General features: G+C 41.2%; 19 protein-coding genes and 1 pseudogene. 10 read left to right on the forward strand and 10 right to left on the reverse strand.

Translation table 11 applies throughout. The features are described from left to right. The first annotated feature begins 124 nt into the window (after positions 1–124). The gene (locus AC4CU2_RS07625) at positions 125–352 is read left to right on the forward strand and encodes a transposase (RefSeq protein WP_490768565.1); all 228 of its coding nucleotides are present in this window, start codon (positions 125–127) and stop codon (positions 350–352) included. Positions 353–414: 62 nt separating this feature from the next. On the opposite strand, the gene AC4CU2_RS07630 is transcribed toward AC4CU2_RS07625, so the two are convergent. Together AC4CU2_RS07630 and AC4CU2_RS07635 are read right to left on the reverse strand one after the other, a co-directional pair. After that, complete coding sequence (locus tag AC4CU2_RS07630) at positions 415–1,134, reverse strand: UDP-2,3-diacylglucosamine diphosphatase (protein WP_004696968.1); 720 nt, start codon at positions 1,132–1,134, stop codon at positions 415–417. 88 nt (positions 1,135–1,222) lie between these two features. After that, positions 1,223–1,732, reverse strand: coding sequence for a peptidylprolyl isomerase (locus AC4CU2_RS07635; RefSeq protein ID WP_004696971.1), 510 nt, complete (start codon positions 1,730–1,732; stop codon positions 1,223–1,225). Between the two features lie 235 nt (positions 1,733–1,967). On the opposite strand from AC4CU2_RS07635, the gene AC4CU2_RS07640 reads away from it, so the two are divergent. The 3 genes from AC4CU2_RS07640 to AC4CU2_RS07650 all read left to right on the forward strand — a co-directional run bounded on the left by AC4CU2_RS07640 (position 1,968) and on the right by AC4CU2_RS07650 (position 5,259). Next, a complete protein-coding gene (locus tag AC4CU2_RS07640) occupies positions 1,968–3,686 on the forward strand; it encodes a glutamine--tRNA ligase/YqeY domain fusion protein (RefSeq protein WP_490768566.1) in 1,719 nt (572 codons plus the stop codon). Between the two features lie 80 nt (positions 3,687–3,766). Next, entirely contained in the window at positions 3,767–4,678 is a 912-nt protein-coding gene (locus AC4CU2_RS07645) for a bestrophin family protein (RefSeq protein ID WP_004696975.1), read from the forward strand. Between the two features lie 119 nt (positions 4,679–4,797). Beyond that, the gene (locus AC4CU2_RS07650; RefSeq protein WP_058869690.1) at positions 4,798–5,259 is read left to right on the forward strand and encodes an SRPBCC domain-containing protein; all 462 of its coding nucleotides are present in this window, start codon (positions 4,798–4,800) and stop codon (positions 5,257–5,259) included. On the opposite strand, the gene AC4CU2_RS07655 is transcribed toward AC4CU2_RS07650, so the two are convergent. From AC4CU2_RS07655 to putA, 5 genes are all read right to left on the reverse strand, one after another. Then, complete coding sequence (locus tag AC4CU2_RS07655; protein WP_279043768.1) at positions 5,253–5,792, reverse strand: lecithin retinol acyltransferase family protein; 540 nt, start codon at positions 5,790–5,792, stop codon at positions 5,253–5,255. The two genes, AC4CU2_RS07650 and AC4CU2_RS07655, sit on opposite strands and share 7 nt — an antisense overlap. Positions 5,793–5,993: 201 nt before the next feature. Beyond that, positions 5,994–6,242, reverse strand: coding sequence for a hypothetical protein (locus AC4CU2_RS07660; protein ID WP_490768567.1), 249 nt, complete (start codon positions 6,240–6,242; stop codon positions 5,994–5,996). A 211-nt stretch (positions 6,243–6,453) separates the two neighbouring features. Further along, positions 6,454–6,678 (reverse strand): hypothetical protein, encoded by a 225-nt coding sequence (locus tag AC4CU2_RS07665; protein ID WP_004984703.1) that lies wholly within the window; start codon positions 6,676–6,678, stop codon positions 6,454–6,456. Positions 6,679–6,920: 242 nt separating this feature from the next. Then, positions 6,921–8,003, reverse strand: coding sequence for a tRNA (uridine(54)-C5)-methyltransferase TrmA (gene trmA / locus AC4CU2_RS07670; protein ID WP_490768568.1), 1,083 nt, complete (start codon positions 8,001–8,003; stop codon positions 6,921–6,923). A gap of 267 nt (positions 8,004–8,270) precedes the next feature. Further along, on the reverse strand, positions 8,271–12,026 hold the full coding sequence (gene putA / locus AC4CU2_RS07675; RefSeq protein ID WP_490768569.1) for a trifunctional transcriptional regulator/proline dehydrogenase/L-glutamate gamma-semialdehyde dehydrogenase: 3,756 nt from the start codon (positions 12,024–12,026) through the stop codon (positions 8,271–8,273). A 117-nt stretch (positions 12,027–12,143) separates the two neighbouring features. Here putA and AC4CU2_RS07680 point away from each other — a divergent pair, with 117 nt between their 5' ends. After that, positions 12,144–12,638 carry an Lrp/AsnC ligand binding domain-containing protein gene (locus AC4CU2_RS07680; RefSeq protein ID WP_490768570.1) on the forward strand — a complete coding sequence of 165 codons (495 nt, stop codon included), beginning with the start codon at positions 12,144–12,146 and terminating at the stop codon, positions 12,636–12,638. 63 nt (positions 12,639–12,701) lie between these two features. Here AC4CU2_RS07680 and putP read toward each other — a convergent pair whose 3' ends face one another. Further along, the gene (gene putP / locus AC4CU2_RS07685; protein WP_005401209.1) at positions 12,702–14,225 is read right to left on the reverse strand and encodes a sodium/proline symporter PutP; all 1,524 of its coding nucleotides are present in this window, start codon (positions 14,223–14,225) and stop codon (positions 12,702–12,704) included. Between the two features lie 816 nt (positions 14,226–15,041). On the opposite strand from putP, the pseudogene aspA reads away from it, so the two are divergent. From aspA to AC4CU2_RS07710, 5 genes and pseudogenes are all read left to right on the forward strand, one after another. Beyond that, a pseudogene (gene aspA / locus AC4CU2_RS07690) lies at positions 15,042–15,246 on the forward strand (aspartate ammonia-lyase); the annotation flags it as partial. 212 nt (positions 15,247–15,458) lie between these two features. After that, positions 15,459–15,824, forward strand: coding sequence for a hypothetical protein (locus AC4CU2_RS07695; RefSeq protein WP_080543921.1), 366 nt, complete (start codon positions 15,459–15,461; stop codon positions 15,822–15,824). A 140-nt stretch (positions 15,825–15,964) separates the two neighbouring features. Then, the gene (gene mfd / locus AC4CU2_RS07700) at positions 15,965–19,423 is read left to right on the forward strand and encodes a transcription-repair coupling factor (protein ID WP_490769222.1); all 3,459 of its coding nucleotides are present in this window, start codon (positions 15,965–15,967) and stop codon (positions 19,421–19,423) included. Between the two features lie 231 nt (positions 19,424–19,654). Beyond that, complete coding sequence (locus tag AC4CU2_RS07705; protein WP_490768571.1) at positions 19,655–20,089, forward strand: HIT domain-containing protein; 435 nt, start codon at positions 19,655–19,657, stop codon at positions 20,087–20,089. A 58-nt stretch (positions 20,090–20,147) separates the two neighbouring features. Further along, the gene (locus AC4CU2_RS07710) at positions 20,148–21,611 is read left to right on the forward strand and encodes an adenylate/guanylate cyclase domain-containing protein (protein ID WP_004984691.1); all 1,464 of its coding nucleotides are present in this window, start codon (positions 20,148–20,150) and stop codon (positions 21,609–21,611) included. Between the two features lie 74 nt (positions 21,612–21,685). Here the strand turns inward: AC4CU2_RS07710 and fdx are convergent, their stop codons facing one another. Both fdx and hscA read right to left on the reverse strand, forming a co-directional pair. Next, a complete protein-coding gene (gene fdx / locus AC4CU2_RS07715; protein ID WP_004697000.1) occupies positions 21,686–22,024 on the reverse strand; it encodes an ISC system 2Fe-2S type ferredoxin in 339 nt (112 codons plus the stop codon). A 16-nt stretch (positions 22,025–22,040) separates the two neighbouring features. Continuing rightward, positions 22,041–23,900, reverse strand: coding sequence for a Fe-S protein assembly chaperone HscA (hscA, locus tag AC4CU2_RS07720; protein ID WP_490768572.1), 1,860 nt, complete (start codon positions 23,898–23,900; stop codon positions 22,041–22,043). Positions 23,901–23,919: the final 19 nt, after the last annotated feature.

Consider the following 23,919-nt stretch of genomic DNA (forward strand, 5'->3'; position numbering starts at 1 on the left):
TGATCTATCTGAGTTCAGGCATTTGGCTTGAATATCATCATTGTAACTACAGAATTATTATTCAAAACCCGTTTTATTAATCTCTTTGTTCCATCACAAAAAGCTCACTTAGTGAGTTAAAATTTTGACAACTTTAGATACATGGCGTGTTGCTACAGCCGTAAATGGTAGTGAAATCAATGTAAAATTGGTGCCACTTAAACGTAAACAGAATACAAATCACGGTTTAATTTGGGTTGAAGTGGGGCATATGATTCAACTTGAATCTGGCGAAACTCTTCCAATGAACTTAGATGGTTTGAGTTTTTATACCGGTGTTAATCAATTGTACCGTCTAAATGAGTTGAATTAAGGCGGGTAAGTACTTGAGTTAGCATTATGTATAATATTGATTGGTATAGTAAAAAAATGGCATTAATACTGCCATTTTTTTAATGCCAAATTTTGTAGATGACCATTCGCATTAATTTCTAAAATCTGAGCGGAATCTTCTTTCCAGTCACCGAGTACAATTCTCTTTTTCCCATCGATATCATGAATATTGGCACGATGGGTGTGTCCGTGAATCAGTAAATCCGCATTGCTTAATGCTGCTTGAACAGCATCTTGATTCACATCCATGACTTCATAGCTTTTAAACTGTTGTGCTTGACGGCTTTTTTTACGGAACCCATTGGCCAGTTTTTGTCTAAAACCAAGAGGTGTACTTTTTAAAAACTTCAGCAGAAGTGGATTGCGGATAATTTTACGAAAACGCTGATAGGATACGTCATCCGTGCAGAGTAAATCACCATGTTCAATACGAATGGTGTGATCTGAAAGTTTGAGTGTGCAAACTTCAGCTAACAGTTGACCATTAAATTGGTCGAGGAACTGCTGTCCTAGGGCAAAATCACGGTTACCTGTTAAGAAATAGATGTGATTGCCTGCATTTGAAAATTGTTTTAAGGCGCGAATGATTTCATCTAGCCAAGGAGCAGTGTAGTCGTCGCCGATCCATGCATTGAACCAGTCGCCTAAAATATACAGTTGGGTATTCTTGTTCTTATAAGCATCTAATAAATCTAAAAACCCCCGAACGAGTCGAGGGTGATCTGGTGACAAGTGTAAATCAGCGATAAACAAATAGGTCACGGAAGTTTCCATTTTAATTTATCTCCCTAAATCCCTCTTTTAAAAGAGGGACTTCCTCCCTTTTTTAAAGGGAGGTTAGGAGGGATTCTTACTCAGAAATGATCTTAGCAGATTCAATCACAACGTTTTCTAGTGGAACGTCAGCGTGGTAGCCACGGTTGCCAGTACGAACACCTTTAATTTCGTTTACTACGTCTAGGCCTTCAGTTACTTTACCGAAAACTGCATAACCCCAACCTTGTGCATTTTTGCCAGAGTGGTTAAGGAAAGAGTTGTTACCCACGTTAATAAAGAACTGCGCAGATGCAGAGTGAGGTGCTTGTGTACGCGCCATTGCAATTGTACCAAGGTCATTGGTTAAGCCGTTATCAGCTTCGTTTTCAATTGCATCACGTGTTGCTTTTTCTTTGAAGTTTTCATCCATACCACCACCTTGGATCATGAAACCATCGATCACGCGGTGGAAAATTACGCCGTCATAGAAACCGTCACGTACGTATTCTAAGAAGTTAGCAACAGTGATTGGTGCTTTTTCGTTGTTAAGTTCAAGAACAATACGACCTTTATTGGTGTTTAATTCGACTTGAGGAAAACTCATTGTGTAATCTCCTAATCATGGACATCAAAGCCATGGGTTTTTTGGTTGTGAGAAGCATAAGCAAACTGTAAACTACAAGGCAAGTAAAAACGTTATTTTCTTTGTAAAATAGATCAAATATCGTTTAAGGGGCTGTAAAATATTCATAAATCGACTGATAGATCAGTTAGAATTATGCTCGTATAGCAGGACCCTATTTTTCCTTAATTTTTTTCATCAAAGTGATTTTTAAACTATGAAGCCGAATGATGTTGTTTCAACACTGCCAAATAACCCGACACCAAGTAACAATGCCTCTGTCGCAGCGCAGCAAGAACAACAGCCAGGCTTAGACTTTGTTCGCCAAGTGATTACCGAAGATTTGGCTGAAGGTCGTACGCAAAAAGTAGTCACGCGTTTCCCGCCAGAGCCGAATGGTTATTTACACATTGGTCACGTGAAAGCGATTTGCTTAAACTTTGGTATTGCCAACGAGTTTGATGGTTTGTGCAACCTACGTTTTGATGACACCAACCCAGATGCAGAAGAACAAGAATATGTAGATGGGATCGCCAATGACGTTAAATGGTTAGGTTTTGAGTGGAATGGCGAACCGCGCTATGCATCAAGCTATTTTGATCAACTCCATGCATGGGCGATTCAACTGATTAAACAGGGTGATGCTTATGTGGATTTGCAGTCACCTGAAGAAATTCGTTTGAACCGTGGTAACTTTATTGAGCCAGGTAAAAACTCGCCTTACCGCGATACTTCAGTTGAAGAAAACCTTGCGCGTTTTGAAAAAATGAACAATGGCGAGTTTGCAGAAGGTGAAGCTGTTCTGCGTGCCAAGATCGATATGGCATCTCCAAATGTGCATATGCGTGATCCTATTTTGTATCGTGTACTCCATTCAGAGCATCACCAAACAGGTGATAAATGGAAAATGTACCCAATGTACGATTATGCGCATCCATTATCCGATGCAATTGAAGGCATTACTCACTCATTATGTACTTTGGAATTTCAAGATCACCGTCCGTTTTATGACTGGGTGGTTGAAAAAGTTCATTCTGAAGCAGTACCACGTCAGTATGAATCTAGCCGTTTAAATATCGACTACACCATTACCTCTAAGCGTAAATTGCGTAAATTGGTTGAAGGTGGTTATGTCAATGGATGGGATGACCCACGTATGCCAACCGTTGTAGGTATGCGCCGTCGTGGTTTTACCCCAGAAGGCCTACGTGACTTCTGTAAGCGTGTTGGTGTGTCGAAGTCAGATGGTATTGTTGATGTTGCAATGCTTGAATACTGCATCCGTCAGTCTTTGGAAAATACAGCTGCTCGTGGTATGGCAGTATTGAATCCACTCAAAGTCACACTCACAAATTTGCCTAACGATATAGATTTAACTCATTCACGTCATCCAAATGTAGACATGGGTGAGCGTGTAATTCCGTTAACCTCTGAAATTTATATCGATCGTAAAGACTTTGAAGAAGAACCACCAAAAGGCTTCAAGCGTTTAATTCCGGGTGGTGAAGTTCGTCTACGTCATGCTTATGTCATTAAGTGTGATGAAGTGATTAAAGATGAAAACGGTAAAGTGGCTGAGTTGAAATGTTCAATCGACCCTGAAACTTTGGGCAAAAATCCAGAAGGTCGTAAAGTTAAAGGGGTGATTCACTGGGTATCTGCGACTAAAGGCATTCCTGCTGAAGTGCGTATTTATGATCGTCTGTTTACAGAGTCAGACCCTGAAGTGGGTGATGATTTCTTAGCGAACTTGAACCCTGATTCATTGAAAATTGTACAAGCAGTGATTGAGCCTGCATTGGCGCAAGCACAACCTGAAGACCGTTTCCAATTTGAGCGTGAAGGCTATTTTGTTGCAGATCAATACGACCATACAGCAGAAAAACCTGTGTTTAACCGTATTTTAGACTTAAAAGACAGCTTTAAGCCTAAATAAGCGCTGTTTGCTTGATGTGGATAGATATAAGGCTCAACTTCGGTTGAGCCTTTTCGTAGCGAAACCAATAGGAATACACTGTGATTGTTCGAGATAAAACCAATAGCTTTGCATTACTATTTGCTTGGCGCGGCACTATTTTGCCGAAAGTGTTTCCGGCACTGATGGTCGGTGTTTTAATTTCAACTCTTTTGGTTTATCTAGCGACTCAACATTACGTGACAGCTCCTGCAGTGCCTGTCATTGGGTTTACTGTATTTGGTGTGATTCTTTCGATTTTCTTAAGCTTTCGAAATACAGCGTGTTATGACCGCTGGTGGGAAGGGCGTAAGCTATGGGGCGCAATGATTGCCAACGCACGGCATATGATCCGTGATAGTTATGTCTTAAATGATGCAGAGCGTACAGTTTTGATGTATCGCGTGATGTTATTTAGTCATTTACTTCGAGATCGTTTACGGCAGCAAAGTCATACCTATGACCACTATCAAGCCAAAGTACAACTGACAGTAGAGCAGTGGGAGGTATTGGCTACGCATATTAATCCACCGCAATATCTATTAGAGCTTACGCAGAAAGATCTGGCGGTGTTGTATAAGCGTGGTGAGATTAGCGATATTATTTACAGTATGCTGACTAAGCATACGGTGGCAATGGGAGATATTCACGCTGGTTGTGACCGTATTTCATCTACACCTCTGCCATTTTCTTATTCGGTTTTGTTACACCGTGCCGTGTACTCTTTCTGTCTCATTTTACCTTTTAGTTTAAGTTCCAGTCTCGGTTTTTGGTCACCGGTGATCGTGGCCTTAATTGCCTATCTCTTATTGGGTTTAGATGCGCTAAGTGCAGAGTTAGAAGAACCCTTCGGACTTCAAGAAAACGACTTGCCTTTAGATGCTATTGTGCGGGGCATAGAGCGCGAAATGCTCAGTTCTTTAAATGAATCTTTGCCAGAACCAGTGAGCGCACATAGAGCCAATTTAAGTTAAAGCAGTGAACAAATCCATAACAGAAAATGAGCGGATTGCCTGAGCCATAACAAATTTTCGATATGATTGGTTTATTGAGATGTGCTATCACTAAGTTTAAAAGTGATAGGGATATAACAATGACTACCGTGATCGAAACTCAGATGTTGATTCGGCGTTCTGTCAATATTGTGTTTAACGCTTTTGTTGATCCACTCATAACCACCAAGTTTTGGTTTAGTCAGTCTTCCGGCTATTTAGAAAAAGGCGCAATGGTCGATTGGACATGGGATAAATACCAAATTACGCACTCGACTCATGTCCTACAAGTCGTTGAAAATGAGCTGATCTGCATCGAATGGGGCACGCCTAAAACTAAAGTAGATTTTGTATTTGAAAAAATCGACAGCATGAATACCTATGTGATCATTCGAAACTATGATATTGAGTTACAGGGTAATGAGCTGATTCATTATGTGATGGATGCAACAGGTGGCTTTACTACAGTGCTAGATGGTGCCAAGGCATGGCTTGAATACGATATCCAGCTCAACTTGGTTGAAGATAAATTTCCACCTTTTGAACTGCGTTCACATCAGTGATCTTTTTTAGAGCGCTCTTCTTTAAACTCAAAATAGTTCCCAAGCTGCTGTTTGGCCTTATCACGTAATTTCTTTTTGATATACAGCACCAAGGCAAAACAGGTGGTGGTCAGCGTTAACATTAGGCTGTTCATGAAACTCATCATAGAGCTAACATAGCCAATAGTAGTAAGTCGGTGCATCATCTTGATGACTTGTGGGCTACTTTCAACGCCTGTAATGGCCCACGTACACAAGTGTTCACAGTTATTGATAATAAGATGGTAGTTGTTTTCATGCATGCGTGAGCGCATACGGCGAACCACTTTACGGCCTTTATATTTGGGGGCTTGGTACTGATTGACTGTAATTTTACGTCCGTGGCTAAAGTTCTCGATGGAGGTTATTTCAATCGGATGCTTTTTAAAAAGATGTGCAAAACCTGAATAATGAATCACACGTCCACGCCCCGCATATATACCGTGATGCGTATAGCCAAAATTTTTGACTATGAGATGAGCCCCCAAGGGGTAGTGGACTTTTTGTTGTTGCATGCCTAATACGTGCTAATTCATTACAGTTGTCTTTTATCTGTATTTTAAAGCTTCTGCTGAGAATAATCGACTGTTTAGTGGGTTTCGGTTATTTGAGTTTACGATGATAGAAATAAAAGAGACCGATTGGAAAGGAGTGTCTAGCTTTTGTGATCGCATTAAAAGAGGATGCAAGCATCCTCTTTTAAGATGAAGTAGTGTTTATTGGTTCACTAGACCTAAAAGTGAGTTTTGGGTACTGCACATGCGTGTTGCTTCTTCAGTGTTCATCGCTTTCACATCTTCTTCAAATTTCTTTTTTTGTTCTTTGAGTTGTTCTTCCGGCAAACCCATCTGCTCGGCAAGTTTTTCCATTTTTTCCCAAGACTCCACACAGGCTTTTGGCATTTTGCTACATGCTGTTAAAGATAAAAGGGTAATACATGTGCTGACCATAAGTAATTTTTTCATTGCTTAAACCTTTAATTTTCAAACATTATTGATTTTTATATTGAGCCTGTAAGGTAACAAAAATTTAAGGCTTTGTATAATATTTAAACGTTCAAAGTGTACTGTGTTTCACATGCCGTGGTTTTTTTATAAGCAGAGTGACGTACAGACATTAAAAAAGGCATTTAGATCAATCTAAATGCCTTTTTTTGATGAATATTCAGTGACTCTACTACTGTAGAGGTCGATGCTGAAGTTCATTTAACTCCTTACGGCCATAGCCACGAGAAGCTAATACTTTTTTAATCCCAACAATCACGTCTTCATCGGTCGCTGTTTTAAGCTTTTCGATGAGCTGTTCATTGGTTTTACAAGAGCAGTCATTTTCAACACAAGCAATTTGATTTTTATGCTCGTTTTGCTGTTCATTTGAAAACAGCTTTTGCCAAAAACTCATATAGACTTCATTTACAACCTAACATAGGGTGAAATATAACCAATCTGTAAAATAATGCAAGTCAGCGTGAGAGATAAAAGCAGCGATCGATGTCGAAAAATTCCGATTATAGCGCAAGGTATTAACGTTATTATGACAGTTGAAATACTTGCATTTTATATAAGCTTATCTTTTTTCATGAAAATTAAAAAAGAAGCTCATTCGAGCTTCTTTTTTATACGGTTTAAGTTGCAACAAATTGTTTAAACTTTTTCCAGCAAAACCCCAGATTCAACATGGTGGGTATAGGGGAATTGGTCAAACAGAGCAAACTGTGAAATTTTATGGGTTTGGCTGAGTGTTTTTAAGTTGTCATGCAAGGTGTCAGGATTACATGAAATATAGATAATCCGTTCAAAACGCTGAATCAATTTTAAGGTTTCATCGTCAATACCCGCACGCGGTGGGTCAACAAACACCGTATTGAACTCATAGCTGCTCATGTCGATATTTGCTTCTTGTAAGCGACGGAATTCACGCTCGCCGTTATAGGCTTGTGTGAAGTCTTCTGCTGATAAACGCGCGACTTGAATATTATCGATGTGGTTTTGTTCGATGTTCCACTGTGCTGCATACACTGAAGACTTAGCCAGCTCAGTGGCTAAAACACGGTTAAAACGGGTGGAAAGCGGTAGGGTGAAGTTACCATTGCCACAGTAAAGTTCTAACAAATCTTTATTTGACTGCTGTGCAGCATTGCAGGCCCATTCGAGCATTTTTTGGCAGACTTGCGCATTGGGCTGCGTAAAGCTGCTTTCAATTTGTTTGTACTGATATTTGCGCTCAAAAACTTGTAGTTCTTCCACCACAAATTCATCAGTGAGTACCACTTTTTGACCACGGCTACGGCCAATCAACTTAATATTTAATTTTTCTGAAAGTTGTTTGGCTAAAACCTGCCATTGTTCATCGAGTGGGCAGCGATAAATCAGCGAAACTAGCATTTCACCTTTTAAGGTCGCTAAGAAATGCACTTCAAATAAGCGTTTTGAGAGGAGATCATTGCTTTTTAATTCTGCCAATAAAATAGGCATGAGCTGATTAATACTGGCATCAGCGATTGGGAAGTCATCAATACGAATGACTTTCTTTTGATTGTTTTCATCGCGTTCAAACATGGCATAAAACATATCCTCTTCGGTATGCCAAATACGGAATTCTGCACGCATACGAAAGTTTTTTTCAGGAGATTGAAAAACTTCAAGCGAAGGTGGAGTGAATTCAGTAAATTGAGCTGTAATTCGTTCAATTTTGGCGTCAAGTTGTTGTTGATAAGAAGAAGTCATATGCAGTAAAAATCGCAAACATATTGAAAAAAGAGATGGTAACAAAGTTTGCCGAATTAGCCTAAAGATATTCAGCAAAAGCGTGGGGTTTATTCATGCTACAAGTGGTTTGATGCGGTGCTACATCGGAAATTTTTGAGCAGATTAAGTCAAACTGAGTCGCATAAAAAATGCCAAGTAAACAGACTAGGAGATGTTGACTTGGCAATAGAGGAAACATAGTAATAAACCTGCGGTCCTGATGAGGACTGCAGGTTTAAATTGGGCTTAATTCAAAGTCATGAGACTTGCATTACCACCAGCAGCTGCAGTGTTAACACTAATAGCACGCTCAATCACAAAACGTTCCAAAGGAATGGCAGTTTGTGATGGGCTAAGATGAGTAATACCCACAATCGCACCTTGACGCTCAGCAATCTGCTGTTGCAACGCTAAAAGCTGCGCCGTTGTACCATGATGCAATACCGCATCAAAAGCATCAGTTTTGATGTCTTTAATGACATGGAACGCTTGAGCCAATGCTTTAGGCATGCTTGGCATGTATTTTAACACAAAGCTGTTATCTGCGAGTACTGCTGGACGGCTACCAACTGCAAAAATCGCATTCAACTGTTGTAGTTGATCCGCTTCTTGTTCTGCTAATGACAAGATTGCATGACGCGGAATCACCATGTATTGGTTGCTTTCACCTGTCGGACCTTGCAGCTCGTAATGATGGCCTGAACAGAAGTTCTCAATTTTTGCCAATTTTACAGCTGGGAAGGTTTTAGCGGCCCACTCAAGGAACAATGCAGAGTTGCTGAACTCGACTTGAGGGTTCAAATCAGCACCTGTTGCAAATGGTTTATTCAACTTTTTCGCAGAACAGTTTTGCATTAGGCGATATAGATAAATTGGACCACCCGCTTTAGGACCTGTACCTGATAAACCTTCGCCACCAAAAGGTTGTACACCTACAACTGCACCCACGATGTTACGGTTGATGTAGAGGTTACCTACTTCAGCATGGGTCATTACAGTTTGAATGGTTTCATCAATACGGGTATGTAGACCCATCGTCAGGCCATAGCCTTTGCTGTTGATGTGCTCAAGTAACTGTTTAAGTGAACCTTGGTTAAAGCGAATCACATGCAGCACAGGACCAAACACTTCGCGTTCTAAATCATTTAGATTTGGCAGTTCAATCAATGTTGGTGTAATGAACGTGCCTGCATTTATCTCAGTGTCTTGAGCATCATTAAGCATCAATTGGTGTACGCGATGACCTTTTTGGCGCATTTTGTCGATGTGCTTTTGAATGTTTTCTTGCGCTTCAGCATCAATTACAGGGCCAATATCTGTTTTAAGTAGATATGGGTTGCCCACTTGAAGTTGCTGCATTGCGCCTTTAAGCATTTGAATTACTGCATCGGCATTATCTTCTTGTACACATAGTACGCGAAGGGCAGAACAACGTTGACCTGCGCTGTCATAAGCTGAGCTAACGACATCAAGTACAACTTGTTCAGTCAGTGCCGAAGAGTCAACGATCATGGCATTTTGACCGCCTGTTTCAGCAATCAGTGGAATGCTTTCACCATTTTTGCTTAAACGTTTCGCCACAGTTTTTTGCAAAATCTTAGCAACTTCAGTTGAACCTGTGAACATGATGCCTTGAACTTGCTCGGCTGCACTGAGTTGTGCACCCAGAGTTTCACCACGACCCGGCATCAGCTGTACAGCAGCTTGAGGCACACCCGCTTGCCATAAGATTTGAATTGCTTGAGCTGCGATCAATGGCGTTTGTTCAGCTGGTTTAGCAATCACGGTATTACCCGCAACCAATGCAGCAGCAACCTGACCTGTGAAGATGGCCAATGGGAAGTTCCATGGGCTAATGCATAGCATAGTGCCTAAAGGCTCAACTTCTGCGTTTGCATCTAGATCAATCATTTGCGTTGCGTAGTAGCGTAAGAAATCTACAGCTTCACGAACTTCTGCAATGGCATTGGCATACGTTTTACCACTTTCACGACAAAGTAAAACCATCAGTTCTTCTAAGCGAGCTTCCATTAAGTCAGCAGCGCGAAGGAGGTAACTCGCACGGGTGTCTTTAGCCGTACGTGCCCAAATGTCTTGAACAGCCTGCGCATTGTTTAATGCTTGCTCAACTTGTTCAGTTGTTGCTTCTTGTACATAACCCACAACATCTGAGTGACGTGCTGGGTTGATAATGCTTTGCGGAGCAACGGCGTCATTGGTCTGAAAGTGCTCACCCATTGGTGCAGCAGACCATTGGTGCTTAGCAAACTGTTGAGCTGTTTGGTTCAGATGAATTAATGCAGAGTCATTTGCAAGATCTAAACCTTTAGAGTTTGCACGCAGTTGGCCATAAAGCTCAGCAGGAAGTGGAATCGAAAGGTGCTTTTGACCCACGATATTTTCACGTTTTGCACTGCTTAAGATGGTTTGAGTTGGATTTTCAATCAAATCATCAATCGCGAGTGACTTGTCTGCAATACGGTTTACAAAAGAGGTGTTTGCACCATTTTCAAGTAAACGACGTACAAGATAAGCCAATAGTGTTTCATGGTTACCGACAGGTGCATAAATACGGCAAGGTACACCCAGTTTTTTATCTAGTTTTTCGCCGACTACTTGTTCATACAGTGGCTCGCCCATGCCGTGTAAGCATTGGAACTCATACTGACCTACGTAGTATTTCTCTGGGTTGGCCATTTCATAAATAGTCGCCAAGGTTTGCGCATTGTGTGTTGCAAACTGTGGGTAGATTTGTTCTGGTGCAGCCAATAATTTCTTCGCACAAGCGATATACGACAAGTCTGTATGTACTTTACGGGTAAATACAGGGTAGTCAGTCATCCCTTCAATTTGTGCTTTCTTAATTTCGCTGTCCCAGTACGCGCCTTTCACTAAACGGATCATTAAGCGCTTTTCGCTACGTTTAGCCAAGTCTACGATGTAGTCTACCACGTAGAAACAACGTTTTTGATACGCTTGGATAACGAAACCAATGCCTTTCCAGTCTTTGAGTTCTGGTTCAAAGCATAGACGTTCAAGCATTTCTAAAGAAATTTCTAAACGCTCAGATTCTTCTGCATCAATATTTAAACCGATGTTATAGCCGCGTGCTAATTTAGCAAGCGTAAAGACTTTACCGTACAACTCTTCATGCATACGTGCAACTTGCGCACGTTGGTAGCGAGGGTGTAGAGCAGATAATTTAATTGAAATACCCGGACCGTCATAAACATCTTTGTCTTTTGACGCTTGACCAATGGCATGAATGGCATCGGTATAATCTTTCATATAACGATCAGCATCATGATCGGTCAGTGCTGCTTCACCCAACATGTCGTATGAATAACGGAAGCCTTTTTCTTCAAGACGTTCAGCGTGTTGTAATGCTTCACCAATGGTTTCGCCAGTCACAAACTGTTCGCCCATCATACGCATAGCTACATCAACTGCTTTACGGATGATGCCACGACCACTACGTGCCAATAAGCCTGTTAAAGTGCCTGATAAGCTATTTTGCTTTGGCGTTTCCATCAGTTTGCCAGTCAACATGAGGCCCCATGCAGCCGCATTGACAAACATCAGGTTACTTTGACCAACGTGTTCTTTCCAGTTGCCTTGGTTGATTTTGTCTTTAATCAATAGGTCACGTGTCGCCATGTCTGGAATACGAAGCAATGCTTCAGCTAAACACATCAGCGCAATGCCTTCTTGAGAAGACAGTGCAAATTCTTGTAAGAGACCCTGTACAATGCCTGCTTTACCGCTGCCGCTTTTACGTTCACGTAAAGTATGAGCCAAATCAAACGCAAGTTCATGAATGCGTTGATTCATCTCGTCAGAGATTTTGCTGTGGTCTAATAAGTTTTGAACACAGTCAGTTTCGGCACGTCGCCAAGCGGTATTGATTTCAACTTCAAGCTCACTTTTTTCTTTGAATTCGGTAATATATTCAAATTGAGTTTGAGCGTCGTTGAAATGCGTATTGCTTTCCATCATATTCATGCCTACATCCTGTGCATACAATAATGTGTTGAGAGATCTATAGTAATTAATTTATGATTACAGAAAGAATGCCGAATAACTCACTATAATTTGTATGCTATTTAGAGATTAATTCAGATGACGAGCCCAATTTTTAGCTTGGACCGAACAGATATCAAAATATTAGATATTCTTCAAAGAGATGGAAAAATATCGAATATTAAACTTGCCGAAGAAGTGAACTTGTCAGCGACGGCTGCTTTGGCTCGAGTACAGAAATTAACCAAGGAAGGTTTTATTCTGAGTTATGAAGCACGCTTAAATCCACACATGCTCAATGCCAGTTTTGTGGTTTTTGTGGAGATCCTTTTGGATAAAACCACGCCACATGTCTTGGAAGATTTTCGCCATGCCGTGCTACAGCATGATGAAATTGTGGAATGTCATATGACCAGTGGGGGCTTTGATTTTGTGGTGAAGATTCGCTGTGCCAGTATGGATGAGTTCCGAAAAATCTCAGGTCAAGTCTTGTGGCAACTGCCGGGTGTTAAAGAAACGCGCAGTTATCCAGTGATGGAAGTCATCAAAGAAAGCTCACGTATTCAACTCAAATACAAACCTTTGTCGAAATAATTGAGTACATGAGATGTAAAAAAAGGGGCTTAAAAGCCCCTTTTTTTTGGTCTACACGTTCAATTAACGTTGTGTAGATTCTTGTTTCATTTCAGCCATCGCTTGTTTGTACATGCTGTCTGCTTGTTCAAAGCGTTGTACCACTTCAGCTTCAGGGGCTTTACCCATTAAGCTTACCACTACAATGCTGATCCAAGAGAAGATGAAGCCTGGAATAATTTCATATAGACCTAAGTGTCCTAATGCATTTTTCCATACAATCACAGTTACCGCACCAACAATAATACCTGCAATAGCACCATTCAAGGTCATGCGCTTCCAGAACAAAGACAAGATAATCAGTGGACCAAATGCCGCACCAAAACCTGCCCATGCATAAGCTACAAGGCCTAGAACTTTACTGTCAGGGTTGCTTGCTAAGCAAATTGCAAGAACAGCAACTGCAATAACCATGAAGCGACCCACCCAAACCAATTCTTTTTGAGAAGCGGTTTTACGGATGAAGGCTTTGTACATGTCTTCTGTCAATGTTGTAGAACAAACCAGTAACTGACAGCTTAATGTACTCATCACTGCAGCTAAAATTGCAGCTAAAATGATACCCGCAATCCAAGGGTTGAATAAGAGTTTAGTCAGTTCCATGAACACAGTTTCAGGGTTTTGAGAAACCACAGCCGCTAGTTCAGGGTGTTGTTGGAAGTACGCGATGGCAATAAAACCAGCACCTACTGCACCACCTAGACATAAAATCATCCATGTCATACCAATGCGACGCGCAGCAGGAATCGTTTTCACAGAATCCGCAGCCATGAAGCGCACTAAAATGTGTGGCTGACCAAAATAGCCTAAGCCCCATGCCAATGATGACAGGATGGCAACAGTGCTGAGTTCAGAAACAATATGCAATGCTTGTGGGCGAGCCGTTTCAAGTAAGACTGTGAACTGTGCAGCATTACCATCAATCGCAAGGTAAGTCATGATTGGGGTAAGCAGCAGAGCAAAAATCATTAGACCTGCTTGGAAGGTGTCTGTCCAGCTAATTGCAAGGAAGCCGCCGATACATACATAGCTGATGGTTGCAATTGCGCTAATCCACAGTGCAGTGGTGTAGTTCCAACCAAAGATACTTTCAAATAGACGTGCGCCTGCGACCATACCTGAAGCACAGTAAATGGCGAAGAATACTAAAATAACGACAGCTGAGATCATACGTAAGATACGTTTGCGATCTGCGAAACGACCTGTGAAATAATCAGGAAGGGTGAGGGCATTGTTTTGGACTTCAGTATGCACACGTAAACGTCCTGCAACCAATAGCCAGTTGAGCCATGCACCAATGATTAGGCCTACGGCAATCCACGCTTCAGACAAACCAGACAAATAAATTGCGCCCGGTAAGCCCATCAGTAACCAGCCACTCATGTCTGATGCACCTGCAGAAAGCGCAGTAACTACACTTCCTAAACTACGACCACCTAAGATGTAATCATCAAAGTTGTTTGTAGACTTGTATGCATACAAACCGATGCCAACCATGGCAATGATATAAACTAAAAATGTGACGAGGGTGGGGTTAATTTGACTCATAGGCATTCCTTGGCAAAATCCGACTTGGGAGATTTTTTAATCGCTTTGTTTGAGACGGCGATTCAAGCATAAAAATAAAATTACACTCTGTAACAGTTATGAGGTATTTTTGTGTGTTTTGTGTAATTATTAATTGTTTTTTAAAATTAAACAATAAGTTGTTGAAAATATGCTGTTTATTGATCATTTATTATTCTTTTTTATAGGGTAAGTGAAATTCTAAGCTTTTATTTCGTAAAATCAGCAGGCTAGTTATAATTTATGATTTTTTATTGCTTACGAAAAATTACATTACCTGCAGAGTAGGCACATTTCCATATAAAATGTTTCATTTATGAAATGTATTTACAGTCATGAAATAGGTGAAAAAGACGAATATTTCACCATTAACCTAATTCTGTTAGGGCGTTTTTGCTTTGAGAGCATTGGAAAACTTTCAAATTTCTAATTAGAAAATAGGAATTCAATGGCATTTTCTGCTTGCTTTGGCACAAGTGAAAATAGAGTCGGTATAAATTAACTGCACATTTGGCAAAATCTCTCCTGAAATTGTGCAGACCATTGCGGTGGTATATGAGCAATTGATCCAACCACCTGAAAGTTGGTTATACGCTTTTCCCTTGCATCTAACCATAGATGCCTATCAAGGTGGAGCGGGTACTTCAATTAAATGAATAGAAACGAAGTGCTGGCCAATCTTGCATTAAAGCATGTATTCCTTTCTTAGGGTAAATGCTAGGTTATTCAACCAAATGACCTTGTCAATAAATCTCAATCGACCAATGATGTCTATCCAACGGCGCTGCGTTTTAGTCACTTATTAATGGTATTGCAGCCTTAAATACCAAATGTATTCAAGCTAATCAAAACGTTTGCTTTGATGCAGTCATGCGTAGTGCTGGTATGGTGACTTTGTTTGATCCAATTTTAGGTCATGCGAAATGTGATGAAATGGGTAAACAATGCATTGCGGAAAAACAAAACAATTCAGCAAGTGGTATTGGATAAAGGGTTGTTGACTTAATAACCCTTAGGTCACATTTTCTCATTTGAAACTTGGCTGCTGAGGTGACGCCTAAGGTTGTATCTTTAGCATAATTTAGCTAGAACATTTATAACTATATATAGGTATAAAAGTAGTCAATGCGCTGCTTTTATACTTTTTAGCCGATACAAACTAACAAAAGGTAGCAGTTAGAACTACAATAAGCTTGAGTGAAGAACCATGATTAGATGTCTATGCTGAGTAAATTAAGCCAATTATTTAAATTAAAGAAAGATGCGCCAGAACAACTTTTTTTGCAGCAGCATCAGATTGAATATGATGATGAAAAAGGCTTTATCATTGAAGGTATTGTGCTAAATGCCATACATGCTGAACGTTTGGTCTATTTTTCAAATCGTAGAATTAGTCAGTTTGATGACCTCAATGCACTTTTTTATAGTGCTATGTTAATCAATGAGAAAATCGACTTGGAAATTGCCAATGAGCGATTTGTTGTACGTTTAGGCAATAATCTAGAAAACTTAACTGAGTTAAAGCGAATGATTAAGCTACTTAATGACTATTATTACCAGTTTATACGTGACAAAAAGTAAGTTTTTTAAAAACCATAAATTTGAGTTGTAAAAAGGACTTAGCGCTAACTTGAAGTAGTTCTTGTCGTGAAAAATAACATGCAGCGAGAGGACATCATGCTAGTATATGACGCATGTTTTTAAACGCTAAAGCCATGTCCATGTTCCAAGAAGAAATCTCCCAACTGAATGTGCAACAACTAAAAGCAGGCGAAAAACGTTGGCTGGGAAATTTGCTCGGCTCTTCAGCTGCATTATTCATTCATACGTTAAGTACACAGAATAATAAGCTCTTTGTGGTTGTGGCAAAAAATAATCAACACTTAGCACAACTCGAAAGTGAATTTGAATTTTACGGTATTCGACCGACCATTTTCCCAGACTGGGAAATTCTGCCTTATGACCGTTTATCTCCTCATCAAGATATTGTATCTGAGCGTCTTGCAATTTTATCCAATATGCCGCAAACAGGCATCTTACTGATTTCGGCTTCGACCTTGGCGCAGCGTGTAGCGCCGACTTCGTGGGTGTTGGGAGAACACTTTGATATTCACGTTGGTCAAAAGTTTGAATTGGAACAGCAAAAGAAGCGTTTGATTCAAGCAGGCTATCATTTGGTCGACACAGTATATGACCATGGTGAATTTGCGGTTCGGGGTAGCATTATGGATATCTATGCCTCAGGTCAAGCTGCCCCAATTCGGATAGATTTGTTTGATGATGAAATTGAAACCCTTAAATTTTTTGACCCTGAAACGCAGCGCACTACGCAAAACTTAAAACAATTTTCAGTATTACCGGCTAAAGAGTTTCCGCTGAAAGAGGCACGCCGCATATTTCGTGATCGCTATGCAGAAATGTTTCCGACGGCAAATCCAAAGAAAAATCCAATTTATCAGGATGTGTTAGAAGGGATTGCATCACCAGGGATTGAGTTCTATTTCCCACTCTTTTTCAGTGCTGCGCAGATGGAAACCCAAAGTACACTGCTTTCGTACTTACCAAGTCATTCCATTGTCATTACAGATAAGCAGGTTGATGATGGTTTAGATATTTTTTGGAAAGAAATCGATCGCCGTTATGAAGACCGCCGCCATAATGTTGACCAGCCAATTTTAGCCCCTAACCATCTTTTTATTTCGACCAATCAAGTTTTAGAACAACTCAATACCTTTCCACGTATTATTGCTTCAGTCGAGGCTTTTGATCTAAAAGCGGGTGTGACCAATTTAAACACCGTACTTCCACCACGTTTAGCGGTCGATCCTAAAAATGAAAAGCCCTTTCATGCGGTTAAACAGTATATTGATGCTGCTAACCATTCAGTATTACTGGTTGCTGAAAGTGCGGGGCGTCGTGAAACTTTAAAAGATGCCTTACGTGCGACATTGGGAGAGATTCCTAATGTTGAGAATTTTGCTGAATTTCAAAAATCCTTACATGCCATTGCAATTACCAGTGCGCCATTAGAGCGTGGTTTGGTATTAAAAGACAGCATTAGCATCATTTCTGAAAATCAGTTGTATGAGCATCGCGTTGTACAGCGCCGTCGTAAACGCCAGCAAGAGGTTTCAGAAGAGTTTCTCATCCGCAGTTTGACTGAACTGAGTATGGGCGCTCCGGTGGTGCATATTGACTATGGTGTGGGGCGTTATGCGGGCTTAGTTACTTTAAGCATTGATGGTCAAGACTATGAGTTCTTGCAGCTCGATTATGCCGATGCGGCCAAAGTTTATGTTCCTGTCACCAATTTACATTTGATCAGCCGTTATAGTGGCGGCGATCCAGACTTAGCACCCTTGCATAAGTTGGGTACTGATGCTTGGAGCAAAGCAAAGCGTAAAGCATTAGAGCAAATCCATGATGTAGCAGCGGAGTTGTTGCATATCCAAGCCCGTCGTCAAGCCAAACCAGGCTTTGGTTTTGAGTTAGATCAAGGTCAATATATGCAGTTTGCCAGTGGCTTTGCCTATGAAGAAACACTCGATCAAGCCAATGCGATTGAGGCAACTTTGTATGATATGCAATTGGCTAAACCGATGGATCGCTTGGTTTGTGGTGATGTGGGCTTTGGTAAAACCGAAGTTGCGATGCGCGCAGCATTTTTAGCGGTACAGAACAATAAACAAGTGGCTGTTTTGGTGCCGACGACGTTGCTGGCTCAACAGCATTATGAGTCGTTTAAAGATCGTTTTGCAGACTGGCCTATTCGTATCGAAGTTTTATCACGTTTTGGCAGCAGTAAATCACATACGAAAACGATTGAAGACTTAGCTGAGGGCAAAGTCGACATCGTGATTGGTACGCATAAAATTCTACAAGAAAGTGTCCAGTTTAAAGACTTAGGCTTGATGATTGTGGATGAAGAACACCGCTTCGGTGTACGTGACAAAGAGCGGATTAAAGCAATGCGTGCAGATGTGGATATGTTGACTCTGACTGCAACTCCAATTCCACGGACTCTAAACATGGCCTTTAGTGGCATGCGTGATCTATCCATTATTGCTACACCACCTGCACGACGTTTAGCGGTAAAAACGTTTGTGCAAGAACATACGGGTGATTCAGTTAAAGAAGCCATCTTGCGTGAGTTACTGCGTGGTGGCCAAGTTTATTTCCTGCATAATGAAGTAGAAACTATTGAGCGTGCAGCGGAGAGTCTTCGAGAGCTGGTCCCTGAGGCACGTGTGGCTGTTGCACATGGTCAAATGCGTGAACGCGAGTTAGAACAAGTGATGCAACAGTTCTACCATAAAGAATATAACGTGCTGGTCTGCTCAACCATTATTGAAACAGGGATTGATGTTCCGAATGCCAATACCATTTTAATTGAACGGGCAGATAAGCTGGGTTTAGCGCAGTTGCATCAACTGCGTGGGCGTGTAGGGCGCTCGCATCACCAAGCCTATGCCTATCTGTTGGTGCCATCCATCAAGGGGTTGAAAGGCGATGCCGAAAAACGTCTGGATGCGATTCAGCGGGCATCGACATTAGGCGCGGGCTTTATGTTGGCTACGGAGGACTTAGAAATTCGTGGAGCGGGTGAGCTACTCGGCGAGCAACAAAGTGGTTCAATGCAAGCCATTGGCTATAGCTTGTATATGGAGATGCTTGAAAAGGCGACCAAAGCCATTCAAAAGGGCAAAACCCCAAACTTCGATGCGCCACTATCACTGACCGCAGAAATCAATTTACATATGCCAGCCTTGATTCCAGATGAATATCTAGGAGATGTCCATCAGCGTTTATTGTTCTATAAGCGCATTAGTAATACGGACAGTCAGGAAAAGCTCGATAACATTCGTATGGAGTTGATTGACCGTTTTGGGATACCACCACAACCTGTGAAGCAGCTTTTTGCTGTGCATCAGATGCGTTTGAAAGCAGAAACACTGGGCATTACCAAAGTGGATATTTCTGCCAATGGGGGGGCGATTGAATTCTCACCTGATACTCCTGTTCAGGCGATGAGTATTATTCAGATGATGCAAAAACACCCGACCTTTTTTAGGATGGAGGGTGGTCAGCGCTTAAAGGTCATGGTGATGCTAGAGGAATATGAAAAACGGATTCAATTTATCAATGACTTATTGGAAAGTTTACTGAAAGAATTGCATTAAAATTTAGCTCTAATTTGCTGTGATTTCATGCAGATATCAGGTCTTTCTTGCGGACTTGCGCTATGAAAAGAAAGACTTGATTTTTTGATGAAATTTATTAAAGTAATAAATGTGATGTAGTTCAAAGTAAAACGTAGTTTATTTGTGTTGAAACACATTGCTTGCAATATTCACCTCTGATTGGATGTGATAGTATTAGCCATTATTCTAATTTGCATCATTTATAAAGATATGTTTAGTTTGCATCCACAACTTGCTCAAGATACGTTTTTTGTAGGCGACTTTCCACTTTCAACATGTCGCTTAATGAATGATATGCAATTCCCGTGGCTAATTTTAATTCCACGCGTGCCAGGCATCACTGAGTTATATGAACTCAGTCAAGCCGACCAAGAACAGTTTTTACGTGAGTCAAGCTGGTTATCAAGCCAATTGGCTCGTGTATTCCGTGCTGACAAAATGAATGTTGCTGCTTTAGGTAACATGGTTTCGCAGCTCCATTTTCACCATGTTGTACGTTATCAAAACGACGTCGCATGGCCAAAACCAGTTTGGGGTACACCCGCTGTTCCTTATAGCAATGAAGTACTTGCGCATATGCGTCAAACTTTAATGCTTGCACTACGTGGTCAAGGTGATATGCCATTCGATTGGCGTATGGACTAATACACGTGAGAAATCAAATCAGGGATGATTTGATCGTGCGCATAGTGGGGAACGAGCAGTGCCATTAGACGATTGGTTATCTAAAGAGCCCAAACAATTTGAGTATTTCCATCGTGTGATGGGATATGGCATGCTGTCTTTAATAACCATCGTCTATCATTATACGATGGCAGATACGCAATATCAGATTTATGTACCGCTGTTGTTGCTCATTGTATTATTGATCACACCCCCATTTTCAAGGTGGTTAGGTTATCGCTTCAATAATACGATGCGACGCGGTGTGATGTTTGTTATTGATATTGTCATTACAGCGATCATTTTAGCCGCTGTACATCTCAGTATCGTACTCACATTTTTAACCATTTTTGCTATGCTTTACACGGCTATTAGTAATAAAATTTCTTTTTTGATGGTGTCTTTGGCCAGCCTGATTGGGGTGGTTGTCTTTTATATTTCGATTATTTTTGTCTTTGGTTTTGGTGAGTATTTCGAGGCTACCAGTACTGAACTGATCGTATTGGGCTTTTTGTGCCTCACTACTTATTTTGGCGTGGGTAGCTATTATCAGCGCAACCAAATGCAAGACATATACCGCCGCAAAAATCACTATTTTGATCAGATGAACCGTTATATGGAGTTTGCCAATCAACTGAGTCGCTATGCACCAGTTCAGTTGTGGCAATCGATTATGAAGGGTGAGTCTGAAGCGAAAATTGAATACAAGCGTAAGAAACTGACAGTTTTCTTTTCAGATATTCAGGGCTTTACAGAGCTTTCTGAAAGCTTAATTCCGGATGATTTAGCATTCCTACTCAATGATTATTTAAAACACATGACCGAGATTGCGAAGCAATATGAAGGTACTGTTGATAAATTCATGGGGGATGCAATTTTAGTGTTTTTTGGTGATCCTAATTCCGAAGGTGTAGAGCGTGATGCTCAAAACTGTTTGGAAATGGCTATGGCGATGCGTCAGCAAATGAAAATCCTGCGCGAACGTTGGGTGAAAATGGGTTATCCGCCATTACATATTCGTATGGGAATTTCTACAGGGTATTGCCACGTAGGGAACTATGGCGCATCGCACCGTATGGCTTATACCATTGTTGGTCGTGATGCAAACCTTGCTGCACGCTTACAAAGTGCAGCGCAAGTGGATGAAATCTTAATTTCGGACGATACACATAATTTAGTAAAAAATGATTATCTTTGTGCGCCGAAAGCACCAATTTTCCTTAAGGGGATTAAAGGTGCTGTGAAAACGTGGCAAGTCGTTGAAAAATATACGTCGCAAAAATCAGACTATCAACGCTGGTTTGATTATGAATATAAAGGGTTTCATTTGCTGCTAAACTTAGATGAAGTGCAGAATTTTGAATATCCGCAGTTGATTCAAGTTTTAGAAAAAATGATTCAACGCATTCAAACCCAGCAGAAGATGACCAACTCGCAAGGTATCGTTAAACTCAATCTTGAAGATGAAGTAATAGAACCTGTTCAAAAAAATGAATATCATTAAGTTGATAGGATGAGATACAAAGCGAGAGTCGTAAAAAAGCCACTACAATGAGTGGCTTTTTTATGCTTTGAAAATTAGTGATTTTCAGATGCGTGGTTAATTGTGTATTTAGGAATTTCAACTTCTAAGTCTTCATCCACTAACTTCACTTGGCAAGACAAGCGAGAGTCAGGTTCTAAGCCCCAAGCGCGATCCAGTAGATCGGCTTCAACATCATTCATTTCTTCTAAGCTGTCGAAGCCTTTACGTACCACAACGTGACAGGTTGTACATGCAGCTGACATATCGCACGCATGTTCAATCTTGATTCCATTTTTCAGTAAGCTTTCACAAAGATTCGCATTCTGTTCAACTTCAAACTCAGCACCTTCTGGGCAGATTTGCGCATGTGGGAGAACTTTAATACGTGGCATAGTCTTTACCTATAAATTAGTTTGAGTTTGACCAGTCGTCGAGTTTTGTGCCTTTCAGCGCTGCATCGATATGCTGATTCATACGTGCTGCTGCAAAAGCATCACTGTGTATTTTAAGCTGTTCAACAGCAGATTCAATTGCTTTGATTTCTGTTGTTTCAAGTGTTGCTTCTAATGAGGTTTTGGCCGCATTTAATGCAACTAGTTGTTCATTCGTGAGTAGGTGAGCATCCACTTTTAGGGCTTGCTCTAAAGCTTCGAGTTCGCGTTTTGCTTCAACTTTGGTTTCTTGTAAGTGACGAAGATTTTTATCTTCTTCAGCAAACTTATAACCATCAAGCAGTAAGCGTTCCATGTCGCTATCAGCCAAACCATATGATGGTTTGATGTCAATTTGTGCATGTACGCCAGAGGTTGTTTCTTTAGCTGAAACCGTCAGTAGGCCATCGGCATCCACTTGGAAGGTCACTTCAATGCGTGCTTGACCCGCAGTCATTGGTGGAATACCGCGAAGGACAAAACGACCTAAGCTGCGGCAATGCTCAACCAAATCACGCTCACCTTGAACCACATGAATCAGCATCGCGGTTTGGCCATCTTGGTAGGTGGTGAACTCTTGGCGACGTGCAACTGGGATTGCGGTATTACGTGAAATAAGACGTTCAACCAAGCCACCCATGGTTTCTAGACCAAGAGAAAGCGGAGTTACATCAAGCAGTAATGCGCCATCGGCTGTGTTTCCAATCAGCTGATTGGCTGTAATCGATGCACCGATAGCAACAACTTCGTCTGGGTTGATGGTACACAATGGCTCTTGAGCGAATACATCGCGTACAGCGTTTTGTACAGCATAAGAGCGAGTTGAGCCACCGACCAAAACCACGTTTTGAATGTCGCTGAGTTCAAGCTTCGCATCACGGAGGACGCGTTTACACACACTAATTGTTTTATCTAAAGCAACTTTGATAATGCCTTCAAATGTCGCACGATCAAGCGTTAAGCTGTGCTCTAGGACTTGTAAATGAACGCTTTCTGCATCGGTTAAAGCTTCTTTGGCTTTACGTGCAGCAACTAAAACGTGTGCATATTCAGTATCATCGAACTGCTCAATATTGAGTTCTTTTTTCGCCCATTTTACGATTAAACGGTCAAGGTCATCACCACCTAATGCAGTGTGACCACCCGTCGCTAACACTTCAAACACGCCTTGTGAAAAGCGTAAAATTGAAACGTCAAAGGTACCGCCACCCAAGTCATAAATCACATAGTTGTGATCATGCGCAAGATTGGTTTCTTGGTCGAGACCATACGCAACCGCAGCAGCAGTAGGCTCATTTAAAAGACGCAATACGTTTAAACCCGCAAGTTGTGCGGCATCGCGTGTTGCTTGACGCTGAGCCTCATCGAAGTATGCAGGAACGGTAATCACTGCACCATTGACTTCATTTTTTAAGCTCGCTTCAGCACGATCTTTTAGTTGCTTTAAAATTTCAGCGGACACTTCAACAGGGGTTTTGCGGCCCTGAGCAGTTTCAAAAGCAGGCATTTGATTATCTTCACCCACTAAAGTGTAGGGGTGTTGAAACTTAATGTCGGCTTTCGAGCGTCCCATAAAACGTTTGACTGAAACGATGGTGTTTTTAGGATCAGCAGTCAAAAATGGTTTCGCTTCGTCGCCATATTGGGTTTGGTTTACACCATAATGCGCGATCGATGGGAGTAAGACACGACCTTGTTCATCATGCAAAACCTTTGCTTTGCCTGAAAGTACAGTTGCAACTAGAGAGTGAGTTGTACCTAAGTCGATACCAATGGCAATACGGTGTTCATGTGGCGCACTTGATTGTCCAGGTTCTGCAATTTGCAAGAGAGCCATGTGTTACATCCTTTGAGCG

This window comes from Acinetobacter sp. 797_lipA, from assembly GCF_058243025.1.